This window comes from Brevibacillus migulae, from assembly GCF_004521915.1.
Classification (GTDB): Bacteria; Bacillota; Bacilli; order Brevibacillales; family Brevibacillaceae; genus Brevibacillus_F; species Brevibacillus_F migulae.
The window spans coordinates 142,297-169,176 of the sequence record NZ_SDKD01000011.1 but is presented as its reverse complement, the minus strand read 5'-3'; the positions used below and the strand labels follow the sequence as shown (position 1 = coordinate 169,176).

General features: G+C 48.4%; 27 protein-coding genes and 1 pseudogene. 19 read left to right on the top strand and 9 right to left on the bottom strand.

The genetic code is table 11. The annotated features are described in order from the left end of the window. The first annotated feature begins 3 nt into the window (after positions 1 to 3). Complete coding sequence (gyrB, locus tag EIZ37_RS14625) at positions 4 to 1,920, top strand: DNA topoisomerase (ATP-hydrolyzing) subunit B (protein WP_134685357.1); 1,917 nt, start codon at positions 4 to 6, stop codon at positions 1,918 to 1,920. A 254-nt stretch (positions 1,921 to 2,174) separates the two neighbouring features. On the opposite strand, the gene EIZ37_RS14620 is transcribed toward gyrB, so the two are convergent. The 5 genes from EIZ37_RS14620 to EIZ37_RS14605 form a co-directional block, all read right to left on the bottom strand. Further along, positions 2,175 to 2,654 (bottom strand): ArsI/CadI family heavy metal resistance metalloenzyme, encoded by a 480-nt coding sequence (locus EIZ37_RS14620; protein ID WP_134685355.1) that lies wholly within the window; start codon positions 2,652 to 2,654, stop codon positions 2,175 to 2,177. A gap of 72 nt (positions 2,655 to 2,726) precedes the next feature. Beyond that, positions 2,727 to 3,026, bottom strand: coding sequence for an ArsR/SmtB family transcription factor (locus EIZ37_RS14615; RefSeq protein ID WP_134685413.1), 300 nt, complete (start codon positions 3,024 to 3,026; stop codon positions 2,727 to 2,729). A 156-nt stretch (positions 3,027 to 3,182) separates the two neighbouring features. Then, positions 3,183 to 3,320, bottom strand: a complete 138-nt coding sequence (locus tag EIZ37_RS25990; protein ID WP_167568885.1) for a hypothetical protein — start codon at positions 3,318 to 3,320, stop codon at positions 3,183 to 3,185. Between the two features lie 14 nt (positions 3,321 to 3,334). After that, positions 3,335 to 4,201 (bottom strand): permease, encoded by an 867-nt coding sequence (locus tag EIZ37_RS14610; protein ID WP_134685353.1) that lies wholly within the window; start codon positions 4,199 to 4,201, stop codon positions 3,335 to 3,337. 72 nt (positions 4,202 to 4,273) lie between these two features. Beyond that, positions 4,274 to 4,720, bottom strand: a complete 447-nt coding sequence (locus tag EIZ37_RS14605; protein WP_134685351.1) for a MarR family winged helix-turn-helix transcriptional regulator — start codon at positions 4,718 to 4,720, stop codon at positions 4,274 to 4,276. Between the two features lie 268 nt (positions 4,721 to 4,988). On the opposite strand from EIZ37_RS14605, the gene EIZ37_RS14600 reads away from it, so the two are divergent. From EIZ37_RS14600 to EIZ37_RS14570, 7 genes and pseudogenes are all read left to right on the top strand, one after another. After that, positions 4,989 to 5,633 carry a GGDEF domain-containing protein gene (locus tag EIZ37_RS14600; RefSeq protein ID WP_134685349.1) on the top strand — a complete coding sequence of 215 codons (645 nt, stop codon included), beginning with the start codon at positions 4,989 to 4,991 and terminating at the stop codon, positions 5,631 to 5,633. Between the two features lie 146 nt (positions 5,634 to 5,779). After that, positions 5,780 to 6,295 (top strand): MarR family winged helix-turn-helix transcriptional regulator, encoded by a 516-nt coding sequence (locus EIZ37_RS14595; RefSeq protein WP_134685347.1) that lies wholly within the window; start codon positions 5,780 to 5,782, stop codon positions 6,293 to 6,295. A gap of 86 nt (positions 6,296 to 6,381) precedes the next feature. Continuing rightward, positions 6,382 to 7,566, top strand: a complete 1,185-nt coding sequence (locus EIZ37_RS14590; protein WP_134685345.1) for an HlyD family secretion protein — start codon at positions 6,382 to 6,384, stop codon at positions 7,564 to 7,566. Then, on the top strand, positions 7,547 to 8,740 hold the full coding sequence (locus EIZ37_RS14585; RefSeq protein ID WP_134685343.1) for an ABC transporter permease: 1,194 nt from the start codon (positions 7,547 to 7,549) through the stop codon (positions 8,738 to 8,740). The genes EIZ37_RS14590 and EIZ37_RS14585 overlap by 20 nt, the downstream gene beginning before the upstream one ends. A gap of 84 nt (positions 8,741 to 8,824) precedes the next feature. After that, positions 8,825 to 9,364 (top strand): hypothetical protein, encoded by a 540-nt coding sequence (locus tag EIZ37_RS14580; RefSeq protein ID WP_134685341.1) that lies wholly within the window; start codon positions 8,825 to 8,827, stop codon positions 9,362 to 9,364. Then, positions 9,352 to 9,717, top strand: a pseudogene (locus EIZ37_RS14575) (alpha-hydroxy acid oxidase); the annotation flags it as partial. The gene EIZ37_RS14580 and the pseudogene EIZ37_RS14575, both read left to right, overlap by 13 nt. Before the next feature lie 185 nt (positions 9,718 to 9,902). Next, complete coding sequence (locus tag EIZ37_RS14570; protein ID WP_134685337.1) at positions 9,903 to 10,586, top strand: DUF2306 domain-containing protein; 684 nt, start codon at positions 9,903 to 9,905, stop codon at positions 10,584 to 10,586. Here the strand turns inward: EIZ37_RS14570 and EIZ37_RS14565 are convergent. Both EIZ37_RS14565 and EIZ37_RS14560 read right to left on the bottom strand, forming a co-directional pair. Next, on the bottom strand, positions 10,559 to 11,842 hold the full coding sequence (locus EIZ37_RS14565) for an APC family permease (protein ID WP_134685335.1): 1,284 nt from the start codon (positions 11,840 to 11,842) through the stop codon (positions 10,559 to 10,561). The genes EIZ37_RS14570 and EIZ37_RS14565 overlap by 28 nt on opposite strands. A 30-nt stretch (positions 11,843 to 11,872) precedes the next feature. Then, complete coding sequence (locus EIZ37_RS14560) at positions 11,873 to 12,454, bottom strand: thioredoxin family protein (RefSeq protein ID WP_134685333.1); 582 nt, start codon at positions 12,452 to 12,454, stop codon at positions 11,873 to 11,875. Between the two features lie 132 nt (positions 12,455 to 12,586). On the opposite strand from EIZ37_RS14560, the gene pdxR reads away from it, so the two are divergent. The 6 genes from pdxR (at position 12,587) to EIZ37_RS14530 (ending at position 19,443) form a co-directional block, all read left to right on the top strand. Beyond that, positions 12,587 to 14,014 carry a MocR-like pyridoxine biosynthesis transcription factor PdxR gene (gene pdxR, locus EIZ37_RS14555; RefSeq protein ID WP_134685332.1) on the top strand — a complete coding sequence of 476 codons (1,428 nt, stop codon included), beginning with the start codon at positions 12,587 to 12,589 and terminating at the stop codon, positions 14,012 to 14,014. Positions 14,015 to 14,187: 173 nt separating this feature from the next. Beyond that, positions 14,188 to 15,528 (top strand): hemolysin family protein, encoded by a 1,341-nt coding sequence (locus EIZ37_RS14550; protein ID WP_134685331.1) that lies wholly within the window; start codon positions 14,188 to 14,190, stop codon positions 15,526 to 15,528. Positions 15,529 to 15,714: 186 nt separating this feature from the next. Next, positions 15,715 to 16,335 (top strand): DedA family protein, encoded by a 621-nt coding sequence (locus EIZ37_RS14545; RefSeq protein WP_134685330.1) that lies wholly within the window; start codon positions 15,715 to 15,717, stop codon positions 16,333 to 16,335. 167 nt (positions 16,336 to 16,502) lie between these two features. Continuing rightward, a complete protein-coding gene (locus EIZ37_RS14540) occupies positions 16,503 to 17,270 on the top strand; it encodes a copper amine oxidase N-terminal domain-containing protein (protein WP_134685329.1) in 768 nt (255 codons plus the stop codon). A gap of 84 nt (positions 17,271 to 17,354) precedes the next feature. After that, positions 17,355 to 18,038, top strand: a complete 684-nt coding sequence (locus tag EIZ37_RS14535; RefSeq protein WP_134685328.1) for a response regulator transcription factor — start codon at positions 17,355 to 17,357, stop codon at positions 18,036 to 18,038. Then, positions 18,028 to 19,443, top strand: a complete 1,416-nt coding sequence (locus EIZ37_RS14530) for a HAMP domain-containing sensor histidine kinase (protein ID WP_134685327.1) — start codon at positions 18,028 to 18,030, stop codon at positions 19,441 to 19,443. The genes EIZ37_RS14535 and EIZ37_RS14530 overlap by 11 nt, the downstream gene beginning before the upstream one ends. Before the next feature lie 55 nt (positions 19,444 to 19,498). Here the strand turns inward: EIZ37_RS14530 and EIZ37_RS14525 are convergent, their stop codons facing one another. Next, entirely contained in the window at positions 19,499 to 19,927 is a 429-nt protein-coding gene (locus EIZ37_RS14525; RefSeq protein ID WP_134685326.1) for a disulfide oxidoreductase, read from the bottom strand. Continuing rightward, on the bottom strand, positions 19,914 to 20,648 hold the full coding sequence (locus tag EIZ37_RS14520; protein ID WP_134685325.1) for a DsbA family protein: 735 nt from the start codon (positions 20,646 to 20,648) through the stop codon (positions 19,914 to 19,916). Before EIZ37_RS14520 ends, EIZ37_RS14525 begins: the two co-directional genes overlap by 14 nt. A 175-nt stretch (positions 20,649 to 20,823) precedes the next feature. Between EIZ37_RS14520 and EIZ37_RS14515 the strand changes: the two genes are divergently transcribed. From EIZ37_RS14515 to gyrA, 5 genes are all read left to right on the top strand, one after another. Beyond that, on the top strand, positions 20,824 to 21,450 hold the full coding sequence (locus EIZ37_RS14515) for an FMN-dependent NADH-azoreductase (protein WP_134685324.1): 627 nt from the start codon (positions 20,824 to 20,826) through the stop codon (positions 21,448 to 21,450). 102 nt (positions 21,451 to 21,552) lie between these two features. Further along, positions 21,553 to 21,840, top strand: a complete 288-nt coding sequence (locus EIZ37_RS14510; protein ID WP_134685323.1) for a HesB/YadR/YfhF family protein — start codon at positions 21,553 to 21,555, stop codon at positions 21,838 to 21,840. Between the two features lie 394 nt (positions 21,841 to 22,234). Beyond that, positions 22,235 to 22,843: a nitroreductase family protein gene (locus EIZ37_RS14505; protein WP_205683834.1), complete on the top strand. Its 609-nt coding sequence runs from the start codon at positions 22,235 to 22,237 to the stop codon at positions 22,841 to 22,843. Positions 22,844 to 22,988: 145 nt separating this feature from the next. Beyond that, on the top strand, positions 22,989 to 24,218 hold the full coding sequence (locus EIZ37_RS14500; protein ID WP_134685321.1) for an MFS transporter: 1,230 nt from the start codon (positions 22,989 to 22,991) through the stop codon (positions 24,216 to 24,218). An 81-nt stretch (positions 24,219 to 24,299) separates the two neighbouring features. Continuing rightward, on the top strand, positions 24,300 to 26,852 hold the full coding sequence (gene gyrA, locus EIZ37_RS14495) for a DNA gyrase subunit A (protein WP_134685320.1): 2,553 nt from the start codon (positions 24,300 to 24,302) through the stop codon (positions 26,850 to 26,852). The last annotated feature ends 28 nt before the right edge of the window (positions 26,853 to 26,880 follow it).

Here is a 26,880-nt window from a genome sequence, read left to right as displayed (position 1 = left end):
GAAGTGGACCAAGTAACAGAGCAAAACTATGATGCCAGTCAGATACAAGTATTAGAAGGACTAGAAGCCGTACGAAAACGTCCAGGGATGTATATCGGTTCGACCAGCAGCCGAGGACTCCACCATCTCGTATGGGAGATTGTCGATAACTCGATTGACGAGGCGTTGGCAGGACATTGCGATACCATCAACGTCTATATTCGCCCGGACAATTCCATCACCGTAACGGATAACGGCCGTGGGATTCCGACCGGGATTCACGAAAAGACAGGAAAATCAACGGTTGAAACCGTATTGACCGTACTCCATGCCGGCGGGAAATTTGGCGGCGGCGGGTATAAAGTATCCGGCGGTTTGCACGGGGTGGGTAGCTCTGTCGTGAACGCCTTGTCCGAATGGATGGAAGTCGAAGTCAGACAAAATGGCAAAATTTACTTCATGCGCTTCAATGTGGGGGCGCCGGAAGCAGATCTCGCTGTGATCGGTGAAACAGAGGAAACGGGTACAAAAGTAACGTTTAAGCCGGATCCGACCATTTTTACAGAGACGACTGTCTATGAGTATGAGATCTTGCAAAAACGCATTCGCGAGCTGGCTTTCCTGAACAAAGGACTGCGAATCACGCTCCATGACCAGCGTCCAGGGCAAGAGCGCAGCGAGGAGTTCCACTATGAGGGCGGGATTATCTCTTTCGTGGAATATCTGAACAAAAATCGCGAGAAAATGCACGATGTCATTTACTGTGAAGGAGAACGCGACGGACTGCAGGTAGAGGTAGCGCTGCAGTACAATGACAGCTTCGTCAGCGGAATCTACTCCTTCGCGAATAACATCAATACGCACGAGGGCGGAACGCATGAAGCGGGCTTCAAGACAGCTTTGACCCGTGTCATTAACGATTACAGCCGTAAATTCAACTTCCTGAAAGAGAAGGATGCCAATCTGACGGGGGATGACGTACGCGAAGGATTGACTGCGATTATCTCAGTGAAAATCCCTGAGCCGCAATTTGAGGGACAGACGAAAACCAAGCTGGGGAACTCGGAAGCGCGCAGCGTAACTGAGTCCATCTTTGGCGAAAGATTCCAGAGTTTTATGGAAGAGAATCCAGCTGTCGCGAAAAAAGTCATTGAAAAAGCATTGATGGCACAGCGTGCGCGTGAAGCAGCCCGCAAAGCACGCGAGCTGACCCGCCGGAAAAATGCGCTGGAAGTAGGATCCTTGCCCGGAAAACTGGCCGATTGCTCTTCCAAAGATGCATCCGAAAGCGAGCTGTTCATCGTAGAGGGTGACTCTGCGGGCGGCTCCGCGAAAATGGGCCGTGACCGTCATTTCCAAGCGATTCTGCCATTGCGCGGGAAAGTATTGAACGTAGAAAAATCCCGCTTGGACAAAATTTTGGCCAACAACGAGATTCGCGCCATCATCACGGCATTGGGCACAGGGATTGGGGAAGACTTTGACATTTCCAAAGCCCGTTACCACAAAATCGTGATCATGACGGACGCGGACGTAGACGGTTCTCACATCCGTACCTTACTGTTGACTTTCTTCTTCCGTTATATGCGCCCGCTGATTGAGGAGGGCTTCGTCTATATCGCTCAGCCTCCGCTCTATAGCATCAAGCAGGGCAAGACCATTCATTACGCCTATAATGATCAGCAGCGCGATGCGATCCTGGAGACACTGAAGCCGATTCCGAAGCCGGCCATCCAGCGTTATAAAGGATTGGGTGAAATGAATGCCGAGCAATTGTGGGAGACGACGATGGATCCGGCAGCGCGTACTTTGCTCCAGGTGAATCTGGAAGATGCGATGGATGCGGATATGGTCTTCGAGACATTGATGGGCGATGAGGTTGAGCCGCGTCGTGAGTTTATTGAGACGTACTCCAAACATATACGTGATTTGGATATTTAACCTGATAAAACTCTACCCCGACTTGTTATAAGTCGGGGTGTTTTTGTGAAATAGGATGCCCTACGGATCAGCATGCACAACAAGAATTTTGAGTATTAACTAGAGCAGCTCCTCGGTTTTTCCGGTTTGCTTTATCATCCTTCTCCACCGACATCCAAGAATTACGGGCCTTGCATTCTAATTGTTTTTGCATTTGTTTCATCAGAAATTCGACAACATAAACATTTTCAAGCATTATGCTCACCATCCCTTTTTTATGAGCAGCAGCTGTTCTTTTCATGCGTAACACTTGTATCACAGCATTCGCCTGCATGGCTGGGTTGATTGGGGGAACAGCACGCAGCATCATTTCCGCTGTGGACGTCCGTGTCTGCTTTCGTGTAAAAGAACTCCCACTCGTTACCGTCTGGATCATGAATCCAGAACTTATCCTGGAGGGCATAGCAGCATGTGGTGTTCATTTCATCATATTGGGAGAGGATGCCGTTCTCTTCTAGTCTGTTTTTATGAGCAATGACTTCTTCCGTGCTTTCCACCTGAAAACCAAAATGCCCGACTTGGTTACCACTTACCTCGTCACGAAGATTAAGCGTGAAGTTTAACCCTGGTGTTTCAAGCAAGAACTTCGCATAGTCAGGCTTTACTTTTACAGGTTCTGCCCCAAACAGCTTACTGTAAAACGTAATAGATTTCTCCAAATTTGTTACATGAAGACCCACATGCGCGTATTTCATTTCAATGCCCTCCTAATATCAATTTATTTTGATGTATATAACAAAAAAATTTGATGCAAGGTTTAAAAAAATTTAGCAGCAATTGGTGTCCGTTCGAAAGAGGCAGCAAAGTTCTTCGGATAAAAGATGGTTTACCTCTTTGGTGTTCAATTCGTAGTAGTTCATTGTTGCTTCCGTTTCTTTAATCAAGAGGTTCGCGTCGAGAAGGATTTTTAAATGGTACGACAGTTTCGATTGGGCCATATCCATGATATCAGCAAGATCGCAAACGCATGTCTTCCCTCGCTTCGTCAGTTCGTACATGATCTGTAATCTTTTCTTATCGGCCAATGCTTTAAACTTGGCTTCATACTTCTCAAACGTGACATCCATATTGTTTGCAATAGGAAGTTCCTTCATTGTGAGATCACCTCCATCAAATTTTCTTGATAAATTAAGGATATCACCAATGTTTTACAAATGCAATCATAAATATCAAATATTTTTGATGGAGAGCGTCGGTACTCCCCCAACGCTCTCCCATTTTGCTTATTTACTGCAGCAAGAGCTTCCTTTTGAATTTTCTTTTGCTTGAGATTCAACCTTCGTTTCTTCTTTTACTTCAACAATTTTTACGTCACAGCAAGAACTTTCTTTTTTTTGAAACAGTCCTTTTAAAATTCCCATTGTGAAATACCTCCTTAGATCATGTAGAACAAGAATCCGGATATGGTTGACATCGTAAACACAGAGCCAATAAATGCGAAGACAAGTTTCTTTTTAAAGATACTATTTAACAATGTCAGTTCAGGTAAGCTTGCACCTGCCGAGCTAATCATGAGCGCCATAACGGGCCCCAGGGCCATGCCTTTCGCAATCATGATTTGTGAAATCGGGATCATCGTGGAAAGCCTAATGTAGAGTGGAATTCCGATGATCGCTGCAACAGGAACAAGCCACCACTTATCACCTCCCATATAAGTGGTAATCCAATCTGTAGGAACAGCGCCGTGAATGAAAGCGCCAATACCTGCGCCAATGAGCAAATACGGATATACGGTCTTCATGAGTTGAAATGTTTCAGCAAAAGCTGCTTTTATGTCAAACTTTTTGCCTGGCTTTTGATACCCCGAAACGACGACTTTTTTGATTTGATTTTCAAAACCAAACTTCTCTAAAGCAAAGCCAATCACGACAGACAGTACGGAAGTGATTACGGTATAAGCGATCGCCACCTTATATCCAAGAACAGCGGTCATTAGGGTAATAATCGTTGGGTCAAGTACCGGTGAAGAGAACAAGAAAATCATGACGATCCCAAAGCGCACTTTTTTGTTGAGAAGATTGACCACGACAGGGATTGTTGAGCAAGAGCAGAATGGCGTAATAAACGCGAAAGCTAATGCTACTACTGCACTAACCAACGGATGGCTCTTCTCCATGAGTCGTTCCATTTTATCGTAGGGAATCAGGCCTTGAAGCAGGTTGATCAGGAAAGAAATACCGATGAATAACAGGGAAAGCTCCAAAGCGATGGATAAGAAACTTTGAAACACCAGAGACCACATACGTCAACACTCCTTATTACTTGCAAAATGCAAGTATATATTCTATAAGAAGAGCAAGGTGGTTGATCTTGCTCAGGCTAATGGCTTACAACAGACTGATGACTTGGACATAGCCTCGTTGAGAAGCCTAACGGATTTGATAACCATTTCTCGTTCAAATTCACTCATGTTAGCGAATACTTCGTTTAAATATTGATTCATTTGCTCGTCAATCGTTGCTGCAACAAACTTTCCTTCGGTTGTCAGCGCAAGGAGATATACCCGCCTATCTTCAGGAAGAGGCGTTTTTGTCACCAATTCCATCTTAACAAGCGTCTGGATCTGGCGACTAAATGTGGTGATGTCCATCCCTAACGTATCAGCCACATGTTGCATGGACGGTTTATTTTGTCTGCTGATTTCATATAGGATATGGCTCTGCACCAGAGAAACTTCAATTCCGCCAATTTGACAGCAGTTTTTATTTAAAAGACCAAATCGTCTCGTCATAACCTGGAACAATTCGCGAAGGTTTTCCATTAATTTCACCTCTTGCTTCAGTTATATCACTATTATTTGCAAAATGCAAATATTTTCGTTTGGGCAATTCTTAATCAATTTGCCAAGGAGATCGTTTCTTATTTTGGACGTCATCATGTATTGGTCATGGGTGCTGGCAAATATCATATTGGCAGACCACGCCGTTGAAAAGGATAAGAGGAGTGACATGCTGCAAATGCAAAATTATCGTTTGAACATAGGTTTCTAAGGGAATTCAAACTATACCAATAGATTCAGGAGATCAAAAATGAAATACACCGGTAAAGTGTTTGCAACTATCGCCATGCTTATTGTGATGATTTTATGGCATGTCTTATATATCATAACGGACCGTGCAGAGTACCTCACTTACATAACATCTAAAGGATCCCAAATCGAGATTTTTACAAACCTGTTTGGCTTAATGATCGCTTTGTGGGCAGGACATCAGTTTGACAGAGCAACCTTTTTTTCTCAAAAGGATGCTTTGACGAAAGTGTTTAACAGACGTTTTATCGATGGCAAATTCCCAAAAATGTTAACGCAAGCAAGAAAAGGCAATAGGGAATTGAGCCTGCTTGTGATTGACATCAACCAATTCAAACAAATGAATGATCAATACGGCCATAAATATGGGGATACCGTACTGCAAAAGGTAGCGAGCGCGCTGGTGGAGCAAACTAGAAAAACCGATATTGTTTGCAGATGGGGAGGAGATGAGTTCATTGTGATTTTGCTTGATTCGTCCCTTGAAACGGCTCTATCAATAAAAGCAAGGATCGAGAGGACTCTTGCCAATGACGAGATCACGCTCTCCATAGGTTGCGCAGTTTATCCTCACGATGCAACGACAGTGGATGATTTGATGAAAGCAGCTGATCATCATATGTACAAAGTCAAACGCGGCCAATAAAAAAACAGAGGCAAAATCGGAACCCCAGACGGACACTGGATTGTGGCATTCCTTATTGACAGGGAAAATCCGGTTCCTTATTATAGTAAGGCGGCTAATCATTTTTGACGTATATGCATGTATAAAAAGAAAGGAGGAATAACGAGATGGAATTCGACTTACGAGACTTGCCTACCAGAGCGACCCTCCAGGAATTATCCAGAAAAATCCCGGAGCTGGACGTATCCTCCGTGGAAACGGCGCTGCTTTTCATGCGGGTAGCAACCAATGTGTTTCACCACATCCATGATAATCTGGCCAGATTCGGGATATCGCAAGGAAAGTTCAATCTGTTGATGATCTTTTATAAAGAAAGCGATCGTTCCTTTCTCCCATCTGAGCTGGCGGAGAAAGCGGGCATTACCCGGGCAACGGTGACCGGCTTGCTGGATGGATTGGAGAGAGAGGGCTTGGTAGAGCGCAAGAGCCATCCCAAGGACCGTAGAATGATCATGACCAGAATGACGCAAAAAGGGATCGAGCGGATGCAGGCTGTGCTGCCGGACCATTTTTTGCTGATCTCCCGATTAATGCAAGGATTGACGGAAGAGGATCGTCGCATGCTGATTTCTTATATCGAGCGAATCGATGCAGAGATTCCGAAAGCAGAAGGGCAACAGTAGAGTGTCCGCTTCTTCTGTGGGCACAATAGTTAGGTGGCTAACTACATAGAGGGCACCATATGATGGGAATAGGAGAGAAAAATCGCATGAATAAAAATGGAATGATCCCGGCAATCGCCATCGTTTTGCTGATCGGTGGAGGCGCTATGCTCATGAGCAAAGGCTATGACCCGGTAACGGTAGCAAGCGAACAAAAAGGAAGCCTGCTGACGGCTGAGCAAGTCAATGTCTCCTTTCAGCAGGTCGGGGGAAAAATTACCGAGGTGTTGGTAGAGGAAGAACAGCATGTCAAAAAAGGCGATGTGCTCATGAAGCTTGATTCTACCGACATTGACCTGGAAATCAGCAAGCTGCAAAAGGATATCGCGCAGCTGGATGCACAGATCAAGCAGACGGCCAGCTCCATTCAGGTAGGCTACGAAAAAATCAATACGCAGCAAACGCAAGCGCTCATTGGCATCAAAAAAGCAGAGACATCCCAAAAGCAGGTATTCGATGGTGCGAGGGATGAGGACATCAGGCAGCAGCAGCTGGCGGTTCAATCCGCGATGGCCAGCTATGAGGATACCAAAAGATCGTATACCCGCATGAAGCAATTGTACGAGCAAGGTGCATTATCCAAAGCGGACTATGACAATATTTCAACGGCGCTATCCTTAGCAGAAAAGGCGGTCATGCAGCAGCAGGAGGCATTGGCCAAAATGATGACGGGCGCGACAACGGAAGAAAAAATGCAGGCCTCGCTGTCTACCGAAAATGCCAAAACCGCTTTATCCCAGGTGGATCAAGCCCGTAAAGAATTGGATACCCAAAAGGTAGAGATTGAGAGATTGCAGGCGCAAAAAGAAGGGCTGGAGGTTCAATTACAGACGCTTGGGGTAAAACGGGACCGCCTTACGCTGCAGGCTCCGCAAGATGGGAAGATTATCAAGGTCGTTTCCAAGATTGGCGAAAACGTAGCAGCGGGGGCACCGGTCATCATGCTGGAAACCGATCAGCTGTACTACGATGTGTATGTCGATGAACAGCAGGTGACAAAGCTCAAGGCTGGGGAAAAGCTGCAAGGTCATTTGGTCGCTCTGGATCAAAGCATTGACGGTAAGATCGAGTTCATTACGGCAGCTCCGCAATTTGCCAATTTACGCATGAGCAGAGAAAAAGGGCAGGCGGATCTAGCCTCTTTCCAGGTGCGTGTCCAAGTAGAGCGCACCGAAAAATTGCTGCCCGGCATGACGATCGAGGTGAACCTAGATGAAATCCCTGCGCGATGAATTTTTCTTGCTGCTGAGCGGGAAAGCCGGGAAGTATTACATCATGGCGATCGCAGCCCCTGTCGTCATTGTCTTGATTTTTAGCGCCATATTCGTCAATAACCAGGTGAACGAGGGCAAAGTATTCGTCGTCGATATGGACAATACCGCTTACAGTCAGCAATTGATAGAAAAGATGAATGCCTCCCAGTACATCGACATCCAAGAGGTGGTTCATGAAAAAGTAAACGTCGACGAGGTGTTTTACGGGGACAAATATCTGGCGGTCATGTATCTGGCCGAAGGGTTGGAGGAAAATCATTATAAGGCGATGCCCAACACCATCGGCTTGTTTTTGGATAATACGAACACGATGGGGACGGCGAATTTGCGCACCGCTGTACAGGAGGTAGTGACGGCGGAAAACATGGCGGTTTCCTTGCCACGGGTCAAAGCGATGGGGATTAGCGACGATCAAGTGACCGGCACATTGTCCAATATCAGCATCCAGCAGCGCATGCTGTATAATCCCAATAGCAATTATGCCAATACGACCGTACTCGGTTTTGTGATTTTATATCCGACGCTCTTTTTCAATATGACGGCACTGCCTTTGATGGCAAGGCTGCGGATGACTGGGCAAATCAGAGGAGAAATCATGGGGAGATCCGCACTTGATGTGGCGAGTCGTGTGTTGCCCTATTCGTTTTTTATGGGGGTCGGACTCTTCTTCGGGCTTGGGCTGTTGAAGCTCGTTGGCGGTTTCCGATTCGCAGGCAATCCCCTGGAGTTTTTGCTTCCTACATTTTTGTACACCATCTCTACCGGATTATTGGCCATGTTTGCTTCCTGGAAAGCCAAGCACCCAGGCGAAGCGATGAGCAAAATGATGCTTGTCGTGGTACCGGGTTTTGTTTTCAGCGGAGCCACGATCTCACAAGCTATCTTGCCGGTATGGGCCAAGATGATCGGCAATTTTTTCCCGATGGTCTGGTACCTGCGTTTCATTCGCGACATGGGGTTGCGCGGAGCTTCCCTCGGTGACATGATCCCGGAGATCGGCGGATTTTTGCTGCTGACAGGTTTGTTCTTGCTCCTGGTCGTTCTCCGTTACTATCAGGAGCGGCGCAGTATGATGAAAGAAGCGGCTCAGGAAACCGGAGAGCCTATGGCAGCGAGCGGCCACGTCTCCTAGCATTGGCTAGATTGATCGGATTGGATAGGATTCCAAGCAAAGGCTCATAATGTAACCGTTACTTTCTCGTAAAGGGTGAATACCATGCCAAATCAACAGATTAACGAGCTGGTTACGCGGATCAATCAATCTGTCCAATCGATCAATCAATTGGCTGCCAATAACTTGGTTGCCGCCAATCAGGTGCAAACGATCGTGAATTCCTTGCAAAATGTGACCACACAGCTGAGCAACCAAAATGCCAGCCTAAGCAAACAACAAATCGATCCTTTACGCAATCAAATCACGCAGATCAGAACGGAGCTCGAAAAGGCAAACCAGGTCATGGTTGAGTCGGAAGGACAGCTCGCCACCATGTACCGGCAATCCTTGGGTGAAGCAAAAGAACAGTTTGAGCACGCAAGCCAGTCCCAGCAGCAGAGCATGAGCGGGTTTGCCAGTCAGACCTTGCAGGCCTATGAGGAGGAGCAGCAGCTAACTGACCAGCTGCATCAGCTCAATGCGGATTTGATGGCGTTGAGCCACCAGCTGGAGCAGCTGACCTATAGTTCAGTCATTCCCGCTCCGCCTACCGGGAAACCGTTGAAACGCGATAGCGACCCGGGTAAAACGAACCTGGAGTAGACGGCATCACCGTCTCCAATCACGGCGGACGCCAGCTTGATGGTGCCGTAGCCACGCTGGATATGCTCCCCTTGATTGTGCGGAAAGTGGCGGGAAGAGTGCCGGTCCTCCTAGATAGCGGCATTCGGAGAGGCGCGGACATCATCAAAGCCATTGCGCTCGGTGCTGATGCGGTGTTGATCGGCCGGCCCTATATTTATGGACTCGCCGTAGCAGGAGAAGCGGGTGTACAGGAAGTAATCGAGCACTTGATCGCACAAACCGAGCTGCAGCTGGCGATATCCGGCTATACCTCGATCAAAGATCTGGATGATACATGCTTAGCCCAAAAACAAACAGGGATCGCAGAATAATGGAAGTAGCTGTGGAGTTAACAGCGAAGCGGATTGGCCGTTGAAAGAGACGGCTACTTTTTTGTGAAAAAACAAATCGGAAAAATGTTACAATACAGAAAACTGAAAAGAATAAACTTGATAGTGATGTTATGAATCAAAGGATCGCCGAAACGAATGGCGATCCTTTTCGCGGAGGCGGTCAGATGACTTTATTCTTGCTATTTCGAGGACTCCATATTGGAGCGGGATTTACGGCACTGCTCTTGTTTTGGATTCCGATGGTGACCAAGAAAGGGGGGAAGGTACACAATCGCGTCGGTTGGATCTATGTGTGGGCGATGGGGCTCGTCTCTCTATCCGCTTTTTACATGGGGGCGTACCGGATATTTTTTGATAGGGATGCCGATCTGGAACGGATCTCATTCTCCTGGTTTTTGATTTTTATCGCGATCTTAAGCGGTGCGACGGCATGGTATGGGATTCGCGTGCTTCGCTTCAAGAAGCGAAGCGGTGCTCATCGCGTTATTCCCGACCTGTTTGTCAGCGGGCTGCTGCTCGGCTCAGGGATCGCCATCGGCCTTTACGGTTTTACCATCCAATCCCCTCTGATCACCTATTTTCCGCTAATCGGCGTATTTCTAGGCTCCGTTCAGTTGAAATATTGGCTGCGAAAACCAACCGGGCGAATGCATTGGTTTTTTCAGCACTTCAGTGGCATGATTGGGTGCTGTATCGCTACGGTCACTGCGTTTCTCGTGTTCGGTGCCCCGAGGCTTTTGCAGATTCAGTCCACCCATTTGTTGCTCTGGTTCCTTCCTACGATCATCTTTGTTCCGGTCATCATTGGGTTCTCCATTTATTACCGGCGCCTCTTTTCCTCAAAATGATTCCATTTCCGACGGGCCTGCAGAATCGCCAAAATGACGAGGGGATACAAAGCTGACCAACCCAAAAACGGATAAAGACACACCGTGACCACCAACGATATCCATGCAGCAGCGCTCCCCAGCCTGCTGTTCCTGAGCAAACGGACACCAGCCAGGCAACCGCCGATGTACGTAGCGATAAAGGTGGCATTGGGCAATTCGATCAATTGCGCAAGAGTGATGACACCGCTGAATAAAGCCAGCAACCCGAGGAGATTTCCACCCCCGATAAATGCAAGGCCGCCGATGGGAGTCTGGTATTTTGGGTGCAGGACGCCGAACCATTTTGGCGCGGCTCCCTCCTGAGAAAGCGCAAAGGCGATCCGTGAAGCGGCGCTGGAATAGGCATTATGCGCGGCAAAGCAAATGAATAACGCGGCAACGGCGACGATCCAGCCGCCGACAGGGCCTAGCGTTCGCTGCACCATGACACTCAAGGATGCCGCGGAGACATTGCCACCGTAGCTGTGAGTGGCAATCGTCATGAGGGCAACGGTAAAGTAAAGCAGAGCGACGATCCCCGCACTCCACAGAACACCGCGAATGGCATTCCTTTGCGGGTCTACAAACTCCGCGGATAAATGCGTCACCGCTTCCCAGCCGATAAAGCACCAGAACATGAGACCGGCTGCTTGGACCACGCTGAGCCAACCATTCGGGAGGAAAGGCGTAAAGTTGGAGGAGGAATAATGGGGGATCGACGTACCGATAGCCAACAGCAAAATGGATAAGATCAACGAGATGACAATCGTCTGCACCTTTCCCGCCAGCTGAAGGCCGAAAATGTTCATCACGAGCGGTATGATGAGGATAAGCGCGGCCACCGCATACATCTGCAGCTCGCTCCACTGTAGCAATACGGCTACATACTTGGCGCCTGTAACGGCAAGAACGGGTCCGCCAATGGGCACGGAGAGAAGAAAGAACCAGCCGACCATGTTTCCGTAATGGGAACCAAAGGCCAGCCGGACAAAGTGCGAGACGCCACCGGAGCTTGGGTATCTTGCAGCCAGCAGTCCCATCGTGATGGCCATCGGCAGGACAAGAATGGACATCATGAGCCAAGCGATCAGGGAAGCGGGACCTGCCAGCTCCGCAGTGAGTCCGGGAATCAGCAAGATCCCTGAACCGATGACAGAGCCGATATACAGGGCAATAATCTGTGGAAGCGAGAGAACAGCCTGAAGCTTTGTTTCTTGTACGGACGCTTTTGACATGGGATACCTCCTTGCTTCCGGCCAGCTGGCTTACACATGCGAAAAGAGGGTGGAAAGCAGTTGGCGCAGCTCTTGTACGATCACTTGCTGGTATTCGGTGCCTGCGTTATAGAGCTTGGCGATTTCAGTACGTACGCGGGACACATTTTCTTGATAGTCCGGTGCTTCCCGATCGGGGTTATTTTTTCGGAAATCCTCCATGACCGCCTGGATATAGCGCGGTCGCGGTCCCCATTTCCCCAGCACATTGCCTTGTGCATCTACAAATACGGCAATCGGTTGTGCGCGGCCGCCATCTGTCAAAAACAAGTCCATGGTTTCCAAGTGCTGTTCCATGAGCAGCACCTCCACGGTGATCGGGCTTTGCTCCAATACCCGAAATAATACAGGCACATTCCAGATGACATCCGGGCACCAATCCGTACAGAGGATCAGACAATGTACATCCTTTCCGGCACCAATCACATCAAAGAAGGATTTCTCTCCCTCTTTCCAGGAAAACCGGTTATACCAGCTTAGAAACTCATCTTGGTTTCGTGTCATTCCCTCAATAAAGGATTGGGCGTGAATACCTGTCCCCATTTTATGCTTGAGGTTCATCCGTGCAGTCATTCGTCAACATCCCTTTCGTTTGGCCAATTGGTGATTGATGGAACTCACAGTTACAACTTATACTGAAACTGACCTTGCAAAAAGTGTCAGTTTTGAACTGTTTTTAGAAGTCAGTTGACAGAGAGGGATGTCATGCTCCAGCTACATCTAACCACGGAAACCGACCTTCCGTTGTATATGCAGTTATATCATCAGATTCGCAGCCATATTCGCAGCGGGGCCCTTTCCGATGGAACGCGTCTGCCCTCCGTCCGGTCATTGCAGCTGCAGATGAATATTAGCAAAACGACGATTGAGACAGCTTACCAGATGTTGTTGGCGGAAGGATATGCCATCAGCAAACCGAGGTCGGGGCTTTATGTGGCCAATCCGGTAGGGTCCAGGATCAGCTTGGAAATGAACAAGCAGGTTCGCGATCAGCAACCAGGTTCATCAGATACCACCATATGGAGTACGGCTCCTGCCCACATTGAAGTCGATTTCAAACCGTCAGCCGTCGATGAACACACATTCCCCATACGCCTCTGGAGGAAAATGCTCCAAAATGCCATTGAGGGTGCAGGAAGAGAGCTTTGCCAATACGGAGACCCCCAGGGGGAATATTCCTTTCGCAAGGTCCTGGCTGAATACTTGCGGAATTCAAGAGGGGTAATCTGCTCTCCGGAACAAATCATCGTCGGTTCAGGCATCTCTTATAGCGTTGGCATTCTTTCCACCCTCTTTTGCGAGGAAATACGGCATATCGCTTTCGAGGAGCCCGGGTATGCACCGGTGCGGCAGCAATTGATCGAAAATGGCTTCGAGCTGATCCCGATAGCTGTGCATGAGCGTGGACTGTCCCTGTCTGAGCTGGAAAACAGCGCGGCGCAAGCGGTGTACGTCACTCCCTCCCACCAGTTTCCGACGGGCGGGGTGGTCCCTTATGCGGAGCGCGAGCAATTGCTTGGCTGGGCTCGCTCCACAAATGCATACATTATAGAAGATGATTATGACGGTGAATTTCGCTATTTGGGCAAGCCGATTCCCTCCCTGCAAGGCCTCGACCGGGACGGCAGGGTGATCTACATCGGCACGTTTTCCAAGGCATTCACACCTGCCTTGCGTATGAACTATATGGTGCTGCCTATGGAGCTGATGGGAAAAGCAAGACGTATCCAGGAGATGTTCCTTGGGCCATCCCGGATTGAGCAATGGGCCATGCAAGCGTTTATCGAAGAAGGGCATTGGTACCGCCATATTCGGCGTATGCGCAAAACCTATCGCGCCAAGCATCAACGGCTGATTGAATTGATCCAGTCCCATTTTGGAGATAAGGCGGAAATTACCGGGCATAGCGCAGGTCTTCATGTACAGGTCACGATGAAAACGCGGGAAACGGCGGCGTCATTAATCCGGCTTGCGGAGCAGGAAGGTGTGCGGGTCTATGACTTTCGGCAAATGTGGATGAATCCTGCATACGAAGAATATCCGAAGGTTTATGTAGGGTTCGGGGGAATCGGTCATAGAGAAATGGAGAAAGGCATAGGATTATTGCAAAAAGCGTGGTCCGACTGTTTTTGAATCCATAAGAGCGCTAAATTGCTTGCTGCAACCATACTCAACCTTTGAAAAAGAGGTTTTTGGTCAAAAATGATCAATTTCCCACTAATATCGACTTTGAAGAGATGACGAAACAAACGGTATAATAGAAACTGTTGAAAACATTTATAGTAGCATGAGAGGATGATCTTTGTTTGGACAGTATACCGATAGTGCTCAACCTGCTCCTGGTTATTTTTCTCGTTTTGTTGAATGCCTTTTTCGTGGCTGCTGAATTTGCTTTGGTAAAGGTACGGCAAACACGACTGACGCAATTGGCGAATGAGGGGAATAAAAGAGCCCGTTTTGCTCAGAGTGTTACGCAAAAGCTGGACGCTTATCTGTCTGCGACACAGGTAGGGATTACGCTTGCGTCCTTGGGCTTGGGGTGGGTTGGTGAACCAGTCATTGCACATAGCATCGTCGAACCATTGCTGGGAACATTCGCGCTTCCTGACTATGTCACTTCTACGCTTTCCTTTGCCATTGCGTTTGCGCTGATTACCTTTCTCCACATCGTTGCAGGGGAGATGGCGCCAAAATCGCTGGCGATTCAAAGAGCGGAAGAGACATCGCTCTGGGTGGCTGCTCCCTTGGCCTTCTTCTATAAGCTCATGTATCCGGTCATAGTCGTGCTGAACGGCTCGGCAAACCGCCTGCTGAAGTGGTTTGGTCTGGAGCCGGTGTCCGAACATGAAGCTGCTCACACGGAGGAAGAAATTCGCCTGTTGGTGAACGAAAGCCATAAAAGCGGTCATATCGACCAGACAGAGCTTGCTTTGGTGGAACAGGTCTTTGACTTTTCCGAGACGCTTGCACGTGAAATCATGATTCCGCGAATCGACATGGTCTGTCTATATAGATCCAATACCTTTGAAGAGAATCTGGAAGTGATCCGCACCGCGCGCCATACACGTTTTCCGGTAGCGGATGAGGATAAGGACAACATCATCGGGTTTGTCCACGCGACCGATTTTTATATATCCGCACTCTCCAGCCAGGATGTGCAGCTCGATTCCTTGCTGCGCCCGACGATGACGGTACCCGAATCGATGGAGATCAGCCAGGTACTGCGATTGATGCAGAAGCGCCGCTCCCAGATCGCGATCGTCATTGACGAATATGGCGGTACGGCAGGCCTGGTCACCTTGGAGGACATTTTGGAAGAAATTGTGGGCGATATCAAAGACGAGTTTGATGCCAATGAGCTCCCTGATATTGAAAAGACCGAGGCTGGCTTGTCCGTAGCGGGAAAAGTCCTGCTCTCCGAATTGAGCGATCATCTCCCCTTTGAATTGGAGTCGGTTGATGTCGATACCATCGGGGGATGGGTCTACAGTCAGTTGGAGGAAGAGATCGGGGTGGGCAAATCGATCGTCTGGGAAGCTCATACGTTTACCATTACGGAAATGGACAATCACCGGGTTACCCGCATATCCATTACGCCGAATGTAACCGAGCGCATCCAAGCGGAAGAACCGCTGCCCGTAGCGTAAACATTCAGCAAAGAACCGCAAACAGATCCATGGTTTGCGGTTTTTTTCTTTTATGCAACAAATTATATGCCAGGTACGTCTCAATTTTCGGAAGCGTTTTTCCATTTTCTACGTAAAAGTAGTAGAAGGGAGGAAATTGGATGAAATTGATGACGAACTGTTGAAGGGCAACCGGTGGGATCTGACGTGCAGATAGACTTTTTCCTGGATCTTATTCAGCAATATGGGTACTTTGCCTTGTTTTTCGCACTATGGCTGGGGATTGTCGGAATGCCGATCCCGGATGAAGTCATCGTCATGACGGGAGGAATGGTCGCTTCCTTTGATATCCTGCGTCCCATTCCCGCGTTTCTCGTCACCTATCTGGGCGTAGTATCAGGACTCTCCTTGGGATACGTCTTGGGACGTATCGTTGGTGTGTCGGTCCTGGATCGATTGGCGAAAAAGGCAAAGATGCAGCTATACATTGCCAAGTCCCAAGATTTACTGCAAAGATACGGTAATCAGGCGTTGATCATCAGCTACTTTCTTCCGGTAGTCAGGCATGTGGTGCCCTATCTGGTGGGAATCAGTAAAATGTCGTTTCGGCGGTATGCGTTGTATTCCTACACAACTGGTTTTATTTGGACTTTAGGCTTCTTCATTGCGGGTCATCTGTTAGGTGAAAATGCACCGCTTTTTGGGCAAATCATTGCCAATTATAGTAAATATGGGCTGCTACTCATTCCCCTTCTATTAATGGCAGGATACTTTATTCGACACCAGCGGAAGTACTCTAAATGGCGAAAAAACGTCCATGAGTCGTAATGAATGGATATGCTGGGAAAAGAAATAGAATCTATCAATAATTGGCAACTGCGCTTGACATCTGCTTGACATATTCCTTCAGTAATCTATAAACTAAGATCAACATGTGATTTTTGTCGTGGTTGGCAACATGAACGTCTAAAAATACGGAATTGGGGAGATTTTCGATGTTGAATAAAAAGTTGATTATTCCAGTTCTTTCTTCTCTGGTACTGGCAACAGCAATTCCAGCAGTGAATACGGAAGCGTCCGTAGCGAAGAAAACTGTAGTAGCAAACTACAACAATATTAAAGTAAATTACAACGGTTCAGCAGTTTCTGTTGATCCAGAGCCATTCATCATCAATGGCACCACTTACATTCCGCTTCGCGCCATGGGAACTCTGTTCAACAAAAACGTAACTTGGGATGGCGGTTCTTACACCATCAACGTTTCTGACAAGGCAGACACTCGTACAGCTGCTCTGGAAGCAGAAATCGCTTCTCTGAAATCGCAAATCGCTGCGAAAGATTCCACAATCAGCAGCCTGCGCGAAGAGATTGCTGATCTGGAAGATGATGACGATGATGATGATAGTGACTCTATTGACGATCTTGAATCAGATATTCAAGATGAATACGAAGATTACTTTGAAGATGACTATGATGTATCTTTGGATATTTCTGTAGATGGTGACGAGGACAGTGTTGATATTGAAATCGAAGTAGACAGCTCCGAAGGTGACTTCGATGACATTGATGACAGTGACTGGGAAGATCTCGTAAGCGACATTATGGACTCTGTTTGGGATAATGACGACTTTGAAGAAGCAGAGATCGACGGTACAATCTATGATACTGAAGAAGATGAAGACCTGTATGATTTCTTGGGCAACTACGATGATGAAGAAGACGAAGACTACTACAAAGAATTCGATGATGAAGAAATCGACTAATAATAAAAATCTTGCTTCCTGCATGGGAAGCAAGATTTTTTAATATCTAACACATTACAAAAAAGCCAAGAAAGGAGGTACCTCATGAAAACCATCCTGATCGTAGAAGATGAGATCACCATTTCCCGCGTACTGAAGGCCTACCTCGAAAAGGCCCAATTCCACGTCGAGCAGGCCTTCACTGGTGACGAAGCGATCGCCAAGTATGACGCCTTAAATCCATCTTTGGTACTGCTGGATGTGATGCTGCCTGGCAAGAGCGGGTGGGATATCCTGGCCAACATTCGCTCCAAGAGCGCATGTCCTGTCATCATGCTCACCGCTTTGGGCCAGATCAACCATAAACTAACCGGCCTCAACACAGGAGCCGATGATTACATCACCAAGCCGTTCAATGCGGAAGAGGTGGTTGCTCGCGTGCATGCCGTCCTGCGCCGTCCTGCCATCATCGAGGGGTATGACGTGAAGTACTTCGGCGGTCTGAAGGTAGACTTCCGCGCCCATACCGTTACCTTGCACGGCATCGAGCTCAGCTTCACTCCACGCGACCTCGCTTTGTTTTTATTTCTCGTTCAGCATCCGAACCAGACCTTTACACGGGAGCAATTGATCGAACAAGTGTGGGGCATGGATTACGAAGGCAGCGATCGGGCTGTCGATCTGGCGATAAAGCGCATCCGCCGGGCATTGGAAAACTGGCCAGTCACAGAAGGGGAAATCCGGACACTGCGCGGGTTGGGGTACCAGTTTGTCGCCTATGAAAAATAGAAAACGCAAGTCGATGCTGAGCTATTGGACGACTCGTTATCTAGGGACGCTGTTTGTCGGGCTGATTGTCATCGGGGTCATTTCCTCCGTATGGTTGAACTACCACGAGACGGAAAAGCGGCTGAACATCATGAAGCTGATGGTGGAGGATATTGCCGACCGTGCCATAGACAGTGACGGGAAACTGCGGGTAGGTCCATACCTGATGAGGATCATAGATGGAAGACAGCGCATTTTTGAGATTAATCTGATGCCGTTTGTGTTGATTACCGATGGACAAGGAAAGCTTGTCTACGGTCGTGAAGATAAATTTACGCAGCAATTTTTGGAGATAACCGCTCTTGCCAAACCGGAAAATAATACCCCCGCACTCATAACATTACATCATGGGGAACGTTTTTACGTCGTGACACAGGAAATGACTTACGAGGGGAAAGTCGCCGGAAAGGTATATCTCTTTTCCCCTGAAACAGAAATTGTCAAAAGCAACCGCGATCTTTCGCTGCTCTTTATCTTATTGGGAAGCCTGGCACTGCTCGGGTGGTTGGTCATCTATCTGTTTACGCGCAAGCTGTCTGATCCGATTCAAAAGGTCGCGGACGCAGCCAAGCGAATCGTCACCGGGGATTATGACATCCAATTGCAGCAGGATATCCGGGAAAAGGAAATGTATGAATTGATTGATTCCTTTAAAGAAATGGCGGATCGCTTGCGGCAATTGGAGGAGATGCGGACAGAGCTGCTGGCGGGTGTGACGCATGAGCTCAAGACACCGGTTACCTCGATCAGCGGTCTGGTGCAAGCCGTGAAGGATGAGGTTGTCACTGGCGAGGAAGCAAAGGAATTTTTGAATATATGCGTAAAAGAAACCGGTCGACTGCAAAAAATGGTGGAAGACCTGCTGGATTTCAACTCGTTTGCGATCGGGGATATCCGTGTCAGCAAAGAATGGATCGATATGAATATGCTTGTCCAGGAAATTACCCACCAATGGCTGATCACCCAGGAGGAAGACGCCATTCAGCTTCAGACCCGGGTGCCCGCACACAGCGTTACGATCGCCACGGACCCATTACGCGTCCAGCAAATCCTGTATAATCTCTTAAATAATGCGAAGCAGGCTGTCATTGGCAATGGACGGATTGAGGTCACGCTGCACGAAGCGCAGGAGGGCATTCGCATCGATGTGAAGGATAACGGCATGGGCGTACCACTTGAGGAGCAGCCGCTGATCTTCGAGCGTTTTTATCGGGGAGAAGAGAAGAAACACAGGGTAAGAGGATTGGGCCTGGGCTTGCCCTTTAGCAAATTGATGGCGCGAGCGCTAGGCGGGGATTTACGCTTGCAGGAAAGCTCCAGCCAGGGCACGATCTTTTCCCTTACGATTGGACAAGGCAACAAGTAATCAAATGAGAAGAACCCGGGCATGCAGCTCGGGTTCTTTTCGTATCGTAAAAGCACTATTCTTTGTCAGTGATCCAGAGGAAAAAGGTGATCAGCACAAATGCGACGAGGGCCAGAAAAGGAATCGTGATGAATCCGAACCAGTTCAGGTAGTCCACGTTGCAGGGTACGCCAGCCGTGCAAGGAAGCATCTTGGCAAGGCCGGGAACCTTTTGCTGCAGGTAATGATAGAGCGAAATGCTGCCGCCGATGATACTGAGCGGCAGCGCATAGGAGCGGATGGAGTGATCATTGCGAAAGCCGGCGATGCCGAGCAGGATCACGAGCGGATACATGAAAATGCGTTGAAACCAGCACAAGCTGCAGGGGATGTAATGCATGACCTCGCTCAAGAAAAGGCTTCCGCCCGTTGCCACGAGGGAAGTGACCCAGGCCAAATAGATCCCGTATGGCTTCAGCACATGAAGGAAGCTATTTTTGTTCATTCTCCTGCGGTCCTTTCAGCTCTTCGGCGATCAGCTGTTTGATCTCGTTGTAATCAAATGGATTTTGGACGAGCTTGCCATTGATCAGCAGGGTTGGAGTGGAAGTGATGCCCGAGTTGACTGCAAACGCCTCGTCTTCCCGAACCTTCTTGTCAAACGTTCCGGCCTTGAGGTCCTGGGCCAGCTTTTCATAGTCGATTTCCAGCTTCTCCTGCTTGGCCAGGTTTACGAGAAACTCCTGGGTTGCCCATTGCTGATTTTCATCTCCCTGATGCTTGTACACGGCCTCCAAAAATGGCCAAAAAGCTTTCTCATTTTGATGATAGATCGCTTCCCCTGCAGCAGCAGCCGTATAGGAATCCGGACCAAGAATCGGATTGTTCAGAAACGTAAACTTGGCAATACCTTTATCAATGTAATCGCGCTTGATGTACGGAAAATATTCTTCGGTAAATGCTTTGCAAGAAGGGCATTTGAAGTCGCCAAACTCCGTAATGGTGATGGGAGCATTGGCATCGCCTTGCACAGGCTGTCCAGCATACGGCACATTTAGTCCGTCGCCCCCATTATTCCCGGAAAAGGAGACAAGGCCGACGATAATGAGCAAAAGAAGAAAGACGCCGCCTGTGGCCATCATCAAGGTTCGCATCTGTTTTGATTTTTTCGACTTCGTCTCCATCTGCTGCTTTTTTTGCGCTTTTGTCTCTGACTTTTTACTCATGACTGGACATCACCTCTATCAAAATGATATAAACTATAATAAGTATAGTTTAATATACTGCTGATTTATAGACGATGCTGCGATTGTTCCGATAAAAGACACAATCGTCCATCAAAAAAATACTAACACAAAGTTGAGAGAGACATAAGTTTCCCAACAAGAAGGAGAGGAAAATATGGCTACAGTACTTTTCGTCAAAGCAAACAACCGTCCAGCGGATCAAGCGGTTTCTGTGAGACTCTATGAAGCTTTTCTCGCTACTTACAAAGAAACGCATCCGCAAGATACCGTGATCGAGCTCGATCTGTATGCGGAAAACCTGCCTTATCTGGACAATAACATGATTACCGGCATTTTCAAGTCCGCTAGAGGCATTGAGCAGACTCCAGAAGAGCAAAAAGCGTCCGATACCGCAAACAAATATTTGGATCAATTCCTTGCAGCTGACAAGGTTGTTTTCGGTTTCCCACTGTGGAATATGACGGTTCCAGCTGTTCTCCACACTTACATCGATTATTTGAATCAAGCAGGCAAAGTATTCCGTTATACGCCTGAAGGTCCTGTAGGGCTCTTGACTGATAAAAAAGTAGCGATCCTCAACGCACGAGGCGGCGTTTACTCCGAAGGCCCAGCAGCAGCTGCTGAGATGGCTGTTAACTACGTGACAAACATCATGAGCTTCTTCGGCGTGAAAGACATTACCTCCGTGATCATCGAAGGACATAACCAATTCCCTGACCGTGCGGAAGAGATCATCCAAGCCGGCGTGGATAAAGCGGTAAAAACAGCGGAAAACTTCTAAGAAGAACGAAAAGGAAGGCCTTATGCCTTCCTTTTTTGATGTAGGATTTTTTAAAAAGCTTTGTTACCAAAAGAACGAAAATGGCAAAGGAGATTTACGGCGATGAAAATGACCATAGCTTCGGACGCGCTTGCTTGGTTCAAAGAGGAATGGGGTTTTACCCCAGGAGACCAGATTCGCTTCTTTGCCCGTTACGGGGGAAGCAGCACGGTCCAGGATTCGTATTCCATGGGGATATCCAAAGAAACACCCAGAGAAATCGGAATCTCCACGGTAGTAGAGGGCATAACGTTTTATATCGAGAGCGAGGATCTGTGGTATTTAAACGGAATGGACTTGACCGTACAATTTCGCAAAGAAACGGAAGAGATTGTCTTTCTGGTGCAGTAACGATGGAGATGAACCCATCCGGCAATAGGTCACCGGCCGGACGGGTCGTAAGTTACCCTCAGGGTTCACTCTTCAAGGATTCAATCCAATCGGCATAGCAAGTATCGCAGAGCAGCTCAGTACGCTCTTGGGTCCCTTGGAAAAAGGTGATCTGATGAGCGCTTTCCGAGTCATGTTCACAGTAATAGCATTTATACTTGCGCAACTCGATCCCCCCAGCAGAGTTTTGGAAGTGAGAGTAACGAATTTATTTTTCCCGAAAACGGGAGATTGAAGTCGCTTGACAAAAGTTAGCAGCAGCGATTATTATAACTTACATAAAGTAAATAACATAAAGTAAGTAAACGACTAACATCATTGTCGCACTCACGATACAAAACAAGATTGGGAAGGAATGATTACTGTGTCCAAAGATTTCTATGCAGCAGTAGAAGGAAGACGTTCGATTTACGCCATTAGCAAGGAACAGGTTGTATCCGACGAGAGAATTCAAGAAGTGATCGAGCATGCTGTCAAGCATACGCCGACCTCCTTCAACTCGCAAAGCGGACGCGTTGTCGTATTGCTGAATGAGCAGTCCGATAAGCTGTGGAACATCACGAAAGAAACCTTGCGCAAAATCGTTCCAGCCGATCAATTCGCTTCCACCGAGGAAAAAATGAATGCGTTTGGCAGCGGCTATGGTACGGTGCTTTTCTTTGAAGACCAAGATGTCGTGAAAGGCTTGCAAGAGCAATTTGCGCTTTATGCCGACAACTTCCCGGTATGGTCCGAGCAATCTTCCGGCATGCTGCAGTTTGTTGTCTGGACAGCACTGGAGCTGGAAGGCTTTGGCGCGACATTGCAGCACTATAACCCATTGATTGACGATGCAGTGAAAAAAGAATGGAACATTCCAGACAGCTGGAAGCTGCGCGCACAAATGCCTTTTGGCAAACCGGCAGCACCGGCAGGCGAAAAGCAATTCAAACCGCTTGATGAGCGTGTGAAAGTTTTCAAATAAGCATTTCGTTTTGAAGGAGGCATGCAGAAGTGACTGCATGTCTCTTTTTTTGGTAAATCTGAAGGTAGTCCCTTGCGGATTCCCATAATTGCCACGAAGCACGTTAGCTGATCGATGAAAGTACGTGATAAGATAAATAGAATGGATGGAGACTGTTTCCAATTTAGAGAACGAGAAAAGGAGTTTAACGGTACCCATGAAAAAGCAGATCATCACGATTATGTTCAGCGTTTTTATTGTGTTCGTCGGGTTTGGGATCGTCATTCCGGTGATGCCGGAGATCATTTCAGGCTCGGGCGCATCCAATCTCCACCTCGGATTTTTGCTTTCCTTGTTTTCCATCGTTTCGTTTTTTCTTTCACCGATATGGGGAGCCTTGTCTGACAAACACGGCAGGCGACCGGTCATGATTAGCGGACTGATCGGCTATACCATCAGCTTCGTCCTTTTTGCTTTATCGCAAGGAGACTTGCTGTTGATGTATCTGTCCCGCATCATCGGCGGCCTGTTTTCGGGGGCGGTCATGTCCTGCGCGGTGGCGTATGTGTCGGATATATCGACCGAGGAGCAGCGGACCAAAATGATGGGCTTTGTCGGGATGTCGATCGGGCTTGGCTTTATTTTTGGCCCGGCTATTGGCGGGATTGTCAGCAGCATCGATCTGTTCTTGCCATTCTGGATTTCCGCGCTCCTCACGTTTTTGGTAATGCTCGGGGTTATTTTTGTGCTGCCGGAATCCAATCCGCCGGAAAAACGCAAGCCGGTCGTGAAGACGTCGAGGTGGGCCGCTTTTTCCAGCGATTTTACCGGAGCGCAAAAAAACCTGTACATACTTTCGTTTCTTACGACTGCCCTGCTGGCCAGTCTGGAGGCAACCTTCCAGTTCTTTGCCATGCAGCATTTGCAGGCGACGCCTTATGAAATCGGCGTGATGTTTGCGGTGTGCGGGCTGGCAGGGGCTTTGGTTCAGGGAGGTTATATTCGTCGTGTCAAAAAAGGGATGGAGCCAGCGACCATCCGCATCGGTTTTCTTGTCACCGCGTTGGGCTTCGCGCTGTTGCTGATTCCCGTCAACATCGTAGCCATGACGATCTTTCTGTCCATTTTTGGAATCGGCAATGCGCTGGTGCGTCCTTGCGTTACTTCGTTGATTACACAGCATACTTCCCTTGGCAGAGGGGCAGCGTCCGGGCTCAATTCATCCATGGACAGCCTGGGGCGCATTTTAGGGCCGCTGGTCGGTTCCTTTGCCTTCTATTACCATAGCTCCTTGCCGTTTGTTTTAGGGGCGGTTGTGTCCGTCTGCGCGCTCTTTTTCCTGGCGGGCTTTATCAGGCTGAGAGGGAAGCAGCGGGAGCGGGAAGCTCTCTCTTAGAATCTTTGTTCACTTTGGACGAACTGCAGCCAAATATGGTATAATGAAGTATTGCGAAAACCAGTTGGAGGTTTGTCCTTTATGGCATCTGAAACGTTTCCAAAAATTAATATAAGCCAGGAGATGCGAGACTCTTTCATCAGCTATGCGATGAGCGTCATCGTCAGCCGGGCTTTGCCAGATGTGCGCGACGGTCTCAAACCGGTGCATCGACGGGTTCTCTATGCGATGCACGACATGGGGCTTTCTCCGGATAAGGCGTTCCGTAAATCGGCAAACGTCGTCGGGGAAGTTATGGCGAATTATCACCCACATGGTGACTCTTCGATCTATGATACGATGGTGCGCCTTGCTCAAGATTTCAATATGCGCTACCTGCTGGTGGAGGGTCAAGGGAACTTCGGTTCGGTGGACGGAGACCCGGCTGCAGCGATGCGTTATACAGAGTCCCGTATGTCCAAGATCGCCCTGGAGCTTTTGCGGGATATCGATAAAGAAACTGTAGATTTCGTGCCTAACTATGACGGGCGCAAGGAAGAGCCGGTCGTCCTTCCTTCCCGTTTCCCGAACTTGTTGGTGAATGGTTCGTCAGGGATTGCGGTAGGGATGGCAACCAACATTCCTCCGCACAATCTGGGTGAAGTGATCAATGGTGTTACAGCCATGATCGATAATCCGGATATTACCATAGCAGATCTGATGAAAATCATCAAAGGTCCTGACTTCCCGACCGCTGCGGAGATTTTGGGCTACAGCGGAATCCGCAAAGCGTATGAGACGGGGCGCGGCTCCATTATCATGCGTGCGAAGACCTTAATTGAGGAGCACAAAGGCAAACCGCGTATCATTGTGACCGAGATCCCGTATCAAGTCAACAAAGCGCGGCTCGTCGAAAAAATTGCAGAGCTCGTTCGCGAGAAAAAGATCGATGGCATCACCGATCTGCGCGATGAATCGGACCGCAAAGGAATGCGCATCGTGATTGAGCTGCGCAGGGATGTCGTACCAAAAGTCGTGCTCAATAATTTGTATAAGCAAACCCAGATGCAAAGCACGTTCGGCGTGAACATGCTGGCTCTCGTGGATAATCGTCCGCGCGTCCTGAATTTGCGCGACATGATTTACTACTATTTGGAGCATCAGCGCGTCATCGTCCGCAGACGTACCGAGTACGATCTGAGACAGGCGGAAGCGCGCGCACATATTTTGGAAGGCTTGCGCATTGCGCTTGACCATATCGATGAAATCATCAGCCTGATTCGTGCGTCCCGTACAACAGAAGAAGCGCGCGATGGTTTGATGAACAACTACTCGCTCAGCTACGAGCAGGCTCAAGCGATTTTGGATATGCGTCTGCAACGTTTGACCGGCTTGGAGCGCGAAAAAATCGAAAACGAGTATCAAGAGCTCATGGCAAAAATCGCGGAATACAAAGCCATTTTGGCCGATGAAGGCAAAATCTATGCAATCATCAAGGAAGAGATCACAGAGATCAAGGATCGCTTTGCCGACGATCGCCGTACGGTCATTACCTTCGACGAAGAGAGCATTGAAGACCTCGATCTGATCCCTGAAGAAGACGTGGTGATTACCCTCACGCATTCCGGCTACATCAAGCGTCTGCCAGTCTCCACTTACCGCAGTCAGAAGCGGGGTGGCCGCGGTGTCATGGGTGCCGGTACGAAGGACGATGACTTTGTCGAGCATCTGTACATCACCAGCTCGCATGATTCCCTCATGTTCTTTACCAACAAAGGGAAATCCTATCTGCTCCGGACGTATGAGATCCCGGATTTGAGCCGCACCGCCAAGGGTACGCCGATCATTAACCTGATTCAGGTGGAGAAAGGGGAACGAGTGAACGCAGTCATTCCGGTACGGGATTTCAAGGATGACAGCTTCCTGTTCTTTGCCACCAAAAAAGGGGTTGTCAAAAAGACAGAGCTCTCCTCCTTTGCGAATATCCGCAAAAGCGGCTTGATCGCGGTCAATTTGCGTGAAGACGACGAGCTTATCGGCGTGCGCCTGACAGATGGCAATCAAGAGATCATCATGGGAACGAAGAACGGTATGTCCGTCCGCTTCCCGGAAAGCGACGTGCGTACGATCGGACGTAATGCCACAGGGGTTAGAGGGATTACACTCACCGAGGATGACGATGTGATTGATATGGATGTCATCAAGCCGGATGCAGATGTCTTGATCGTAACTTCGAAGGGCTATGGAAAGCGTACGCCAGTCGATGAATACCGGATTCAATCCCGTGGCGGAAAAGGAATTAAAACACATAACGTCACCGAACGCAGCGGCCGCGTCGTAGGCTTGAAAGTCGTGGAAGACACCGAAGACCTCATGATCATCACGACATCGGGTAATATTATCCGACTGGAGATCAAGGGAATTTCTGTCATGGGACGCTACACACAAGGGGTAAAACTGATCCGTGTAGGTGACCATGAAGAAGTCGTATCCGTTGAGAAAGCACCTCATGATAAAGAGGAAGCGGATACGGATTCTGATTCGGATACCAATGAGACTGACGTACAGCAAGACGGTCAGGCTGATGATCAGACAGCAGCAGAAAATCAGGAGGACATCAGCGACAATGACGCTGAGGGAGATTCTGAGGAATAAGCGGAATGACGAGCCGGATTGTCCGTTT

Excerpts from the sequence above, each read along its gene's own strand:
- EIZ37_RS14620 (WP_134685355.1), bottom strand. The coding sequence starts at position 2,654 with ATGAAATACGCGCATGTGGGTCTTCATGTAACAAATTTGGAGAAATCT.
- EIZ37_RS14615 (WP_134685413.1), bottom strand. The coding sequence starts at position 3,026 with ATGGATGTCACGTTTGAGAAGTATGAAGCCAAGTTTAAAGCATTGGCC.
- EIZ37_RS25990 (WP_167568885.1), bottom strand. The coding sequence starts at position 3,320 with ATGGGAATTTTAAAAGGACTGTTTCAAAAAAAAGAAAGTTCTTGCTGT.
- EIZ37_RS14610 (WP_134685353.1), bottom strand. The coding sequence starts at position 4,201 with ATGTGGTCTCTGGTGTTTCAAAGTTTCTTATCCATCGCTTTGGAGCTT.
- EIZ37_RS14605 (WP_134685351.1), bottom strand. The coding sequence starts at position 4,720 with ATGGAAAACCTTCGCGAATTGTTCCAGGTTATGACGAGACGATTTGGT.
- EIZ37_RS14600 (WP_134685349.1), top strand. The coding sequence starts at position 4,989 with ATGAAATACACCGGTAAAGTGTTTGCAACTATCGCCATGCTTATTGTG.
- EIZ37_RS14595 (WP_134685347.1), top strand. The coding sequence starts at position 5,780 with ATGGAATTCGACTTACGAGACTTGCCTACCAGAGCGACCCTCCAGGAA.
- EIZ37_RS14590 (WP_134685345.1), top strand. The coding sequence starts at position 6,382 with ATGAATAAAAATGGAATGATCCCGGCAATCGCCATCGTTTTGCTGATC.
- EIZ37_RS14585 (WP_134685343.1), top strand. The coding sequence starts at position 7,547 with ATGAAATCCCTGCGCGATGAATTTTTCTTGCTGCTGAGCGGGAAAGCC.
- EIZ37_RS14580 (WP_134685341.1), top strand. The coding sequence starts at position 8,825 with ATGCCAAATCAACAGATTAACGAGCTGGTTACGCGGATCAATCAATCT.
- EIZ37_RS14570 (WP_134685337.1), top strand. The coding sequence starts at position 9,903 with ATGACTTTATTCTTGCTATTTCGAGGACTCCATATTGGAGCGGGATTT.
- EIZ37_RS14565 (WP_134685335.1), bottom strand. The coding sequence starts at position 11,842 with ATGTCAAAAGCGTCCGTACAAGAAACAAAGCTTCAGGCTGTTCTCTCG.
- EIZ37_RS14560 (WP_134685333.1), bottom strand. The coding sequence starts at position 12,454 with ATGACTGCACGGATGAACCTCAAGCATAAAATGGGGACAGGTATTCAC.
- pdxR (WP_134685332.1), top strand. The coding sequence starts at position 12,587 with ATGCTCCAGCTACATCTAACCACGGAAACCGACCTTCCGTTGTATATG.
- EIZ37_RS14540 (WP_134685329.1), top strand. The coding sequence starts at position 16,503 with ATGTTGAATAAAAAGTTGATTATTCCAGTTCTTTCTTCTCTGGTACTG.
- EIZ37_RS14535 (WP_134685328.1), top strand. The coding sequence starts at position 17,355 with ATGAAAACCATCCTGATCGTAGAAGATGAGATCACCATTTCCCGCGTA.
- EIZ37_RS14530 (WP_134685327.1), top strand. The coding sequence starts at position 18,028 with ATGAAAAATAGAAAACGCAAGTCGATGCTGAGCTATTGGACGACTCGT.
- EIZ37_RS14525 (WP_134685326.1), bottom strand. The coding sequence starts at position 19,927 with ATGAACAAAAATAGCTTCCTTCATGTGCTGAAGCCATACGGGATCTAT.
- EIZ37_RS14520 (WP_134685325.1), bottom strand. The coding sequence starts at position 20,648 with ATGAGTAAAAAGTCAGAGACAAAAGCGCAAAAAAAGCAGCAGATGGAG.
- EIZ37_RS14515 (WP_134685324.1), top strand. The coding sequence starts at position 20,824 with ATGGCTACAGTACTTTTCGTCAAAGCAAACAACCGTCCAGCGGATCAA.
- EIZ37_RS14510 (WP_134685323.1), top strand. The coding sequence starts at position 21,553 with ATGAAAATGACCATAGCTTCGGACGCGCTTGCTTGGTTCAAAGAGGAA.
- EIZ37_RS14505 (WP_205683834.1), top strand. The coding sequence starts at position 22,235 with ATGATTACTGTGTCCAAAGATTTCTATGCAGCAGTAGAAGGAAGACGT.
- EIZ37_RS14500 (WP_134685321.1), top strand. The coding sequence starts at position 22,989 with ATGGAGACTGTTTCCAATTTAGAGAACGAGAAAAGGAGTTTAACGGTA.
- gyrA (WP_134685320.1), top strand. The coding sequence starts at position 24,300 with ATGGCATCTGAAACGTTTCCAAAAATTAATATAAGCCAGGAGATGCGA.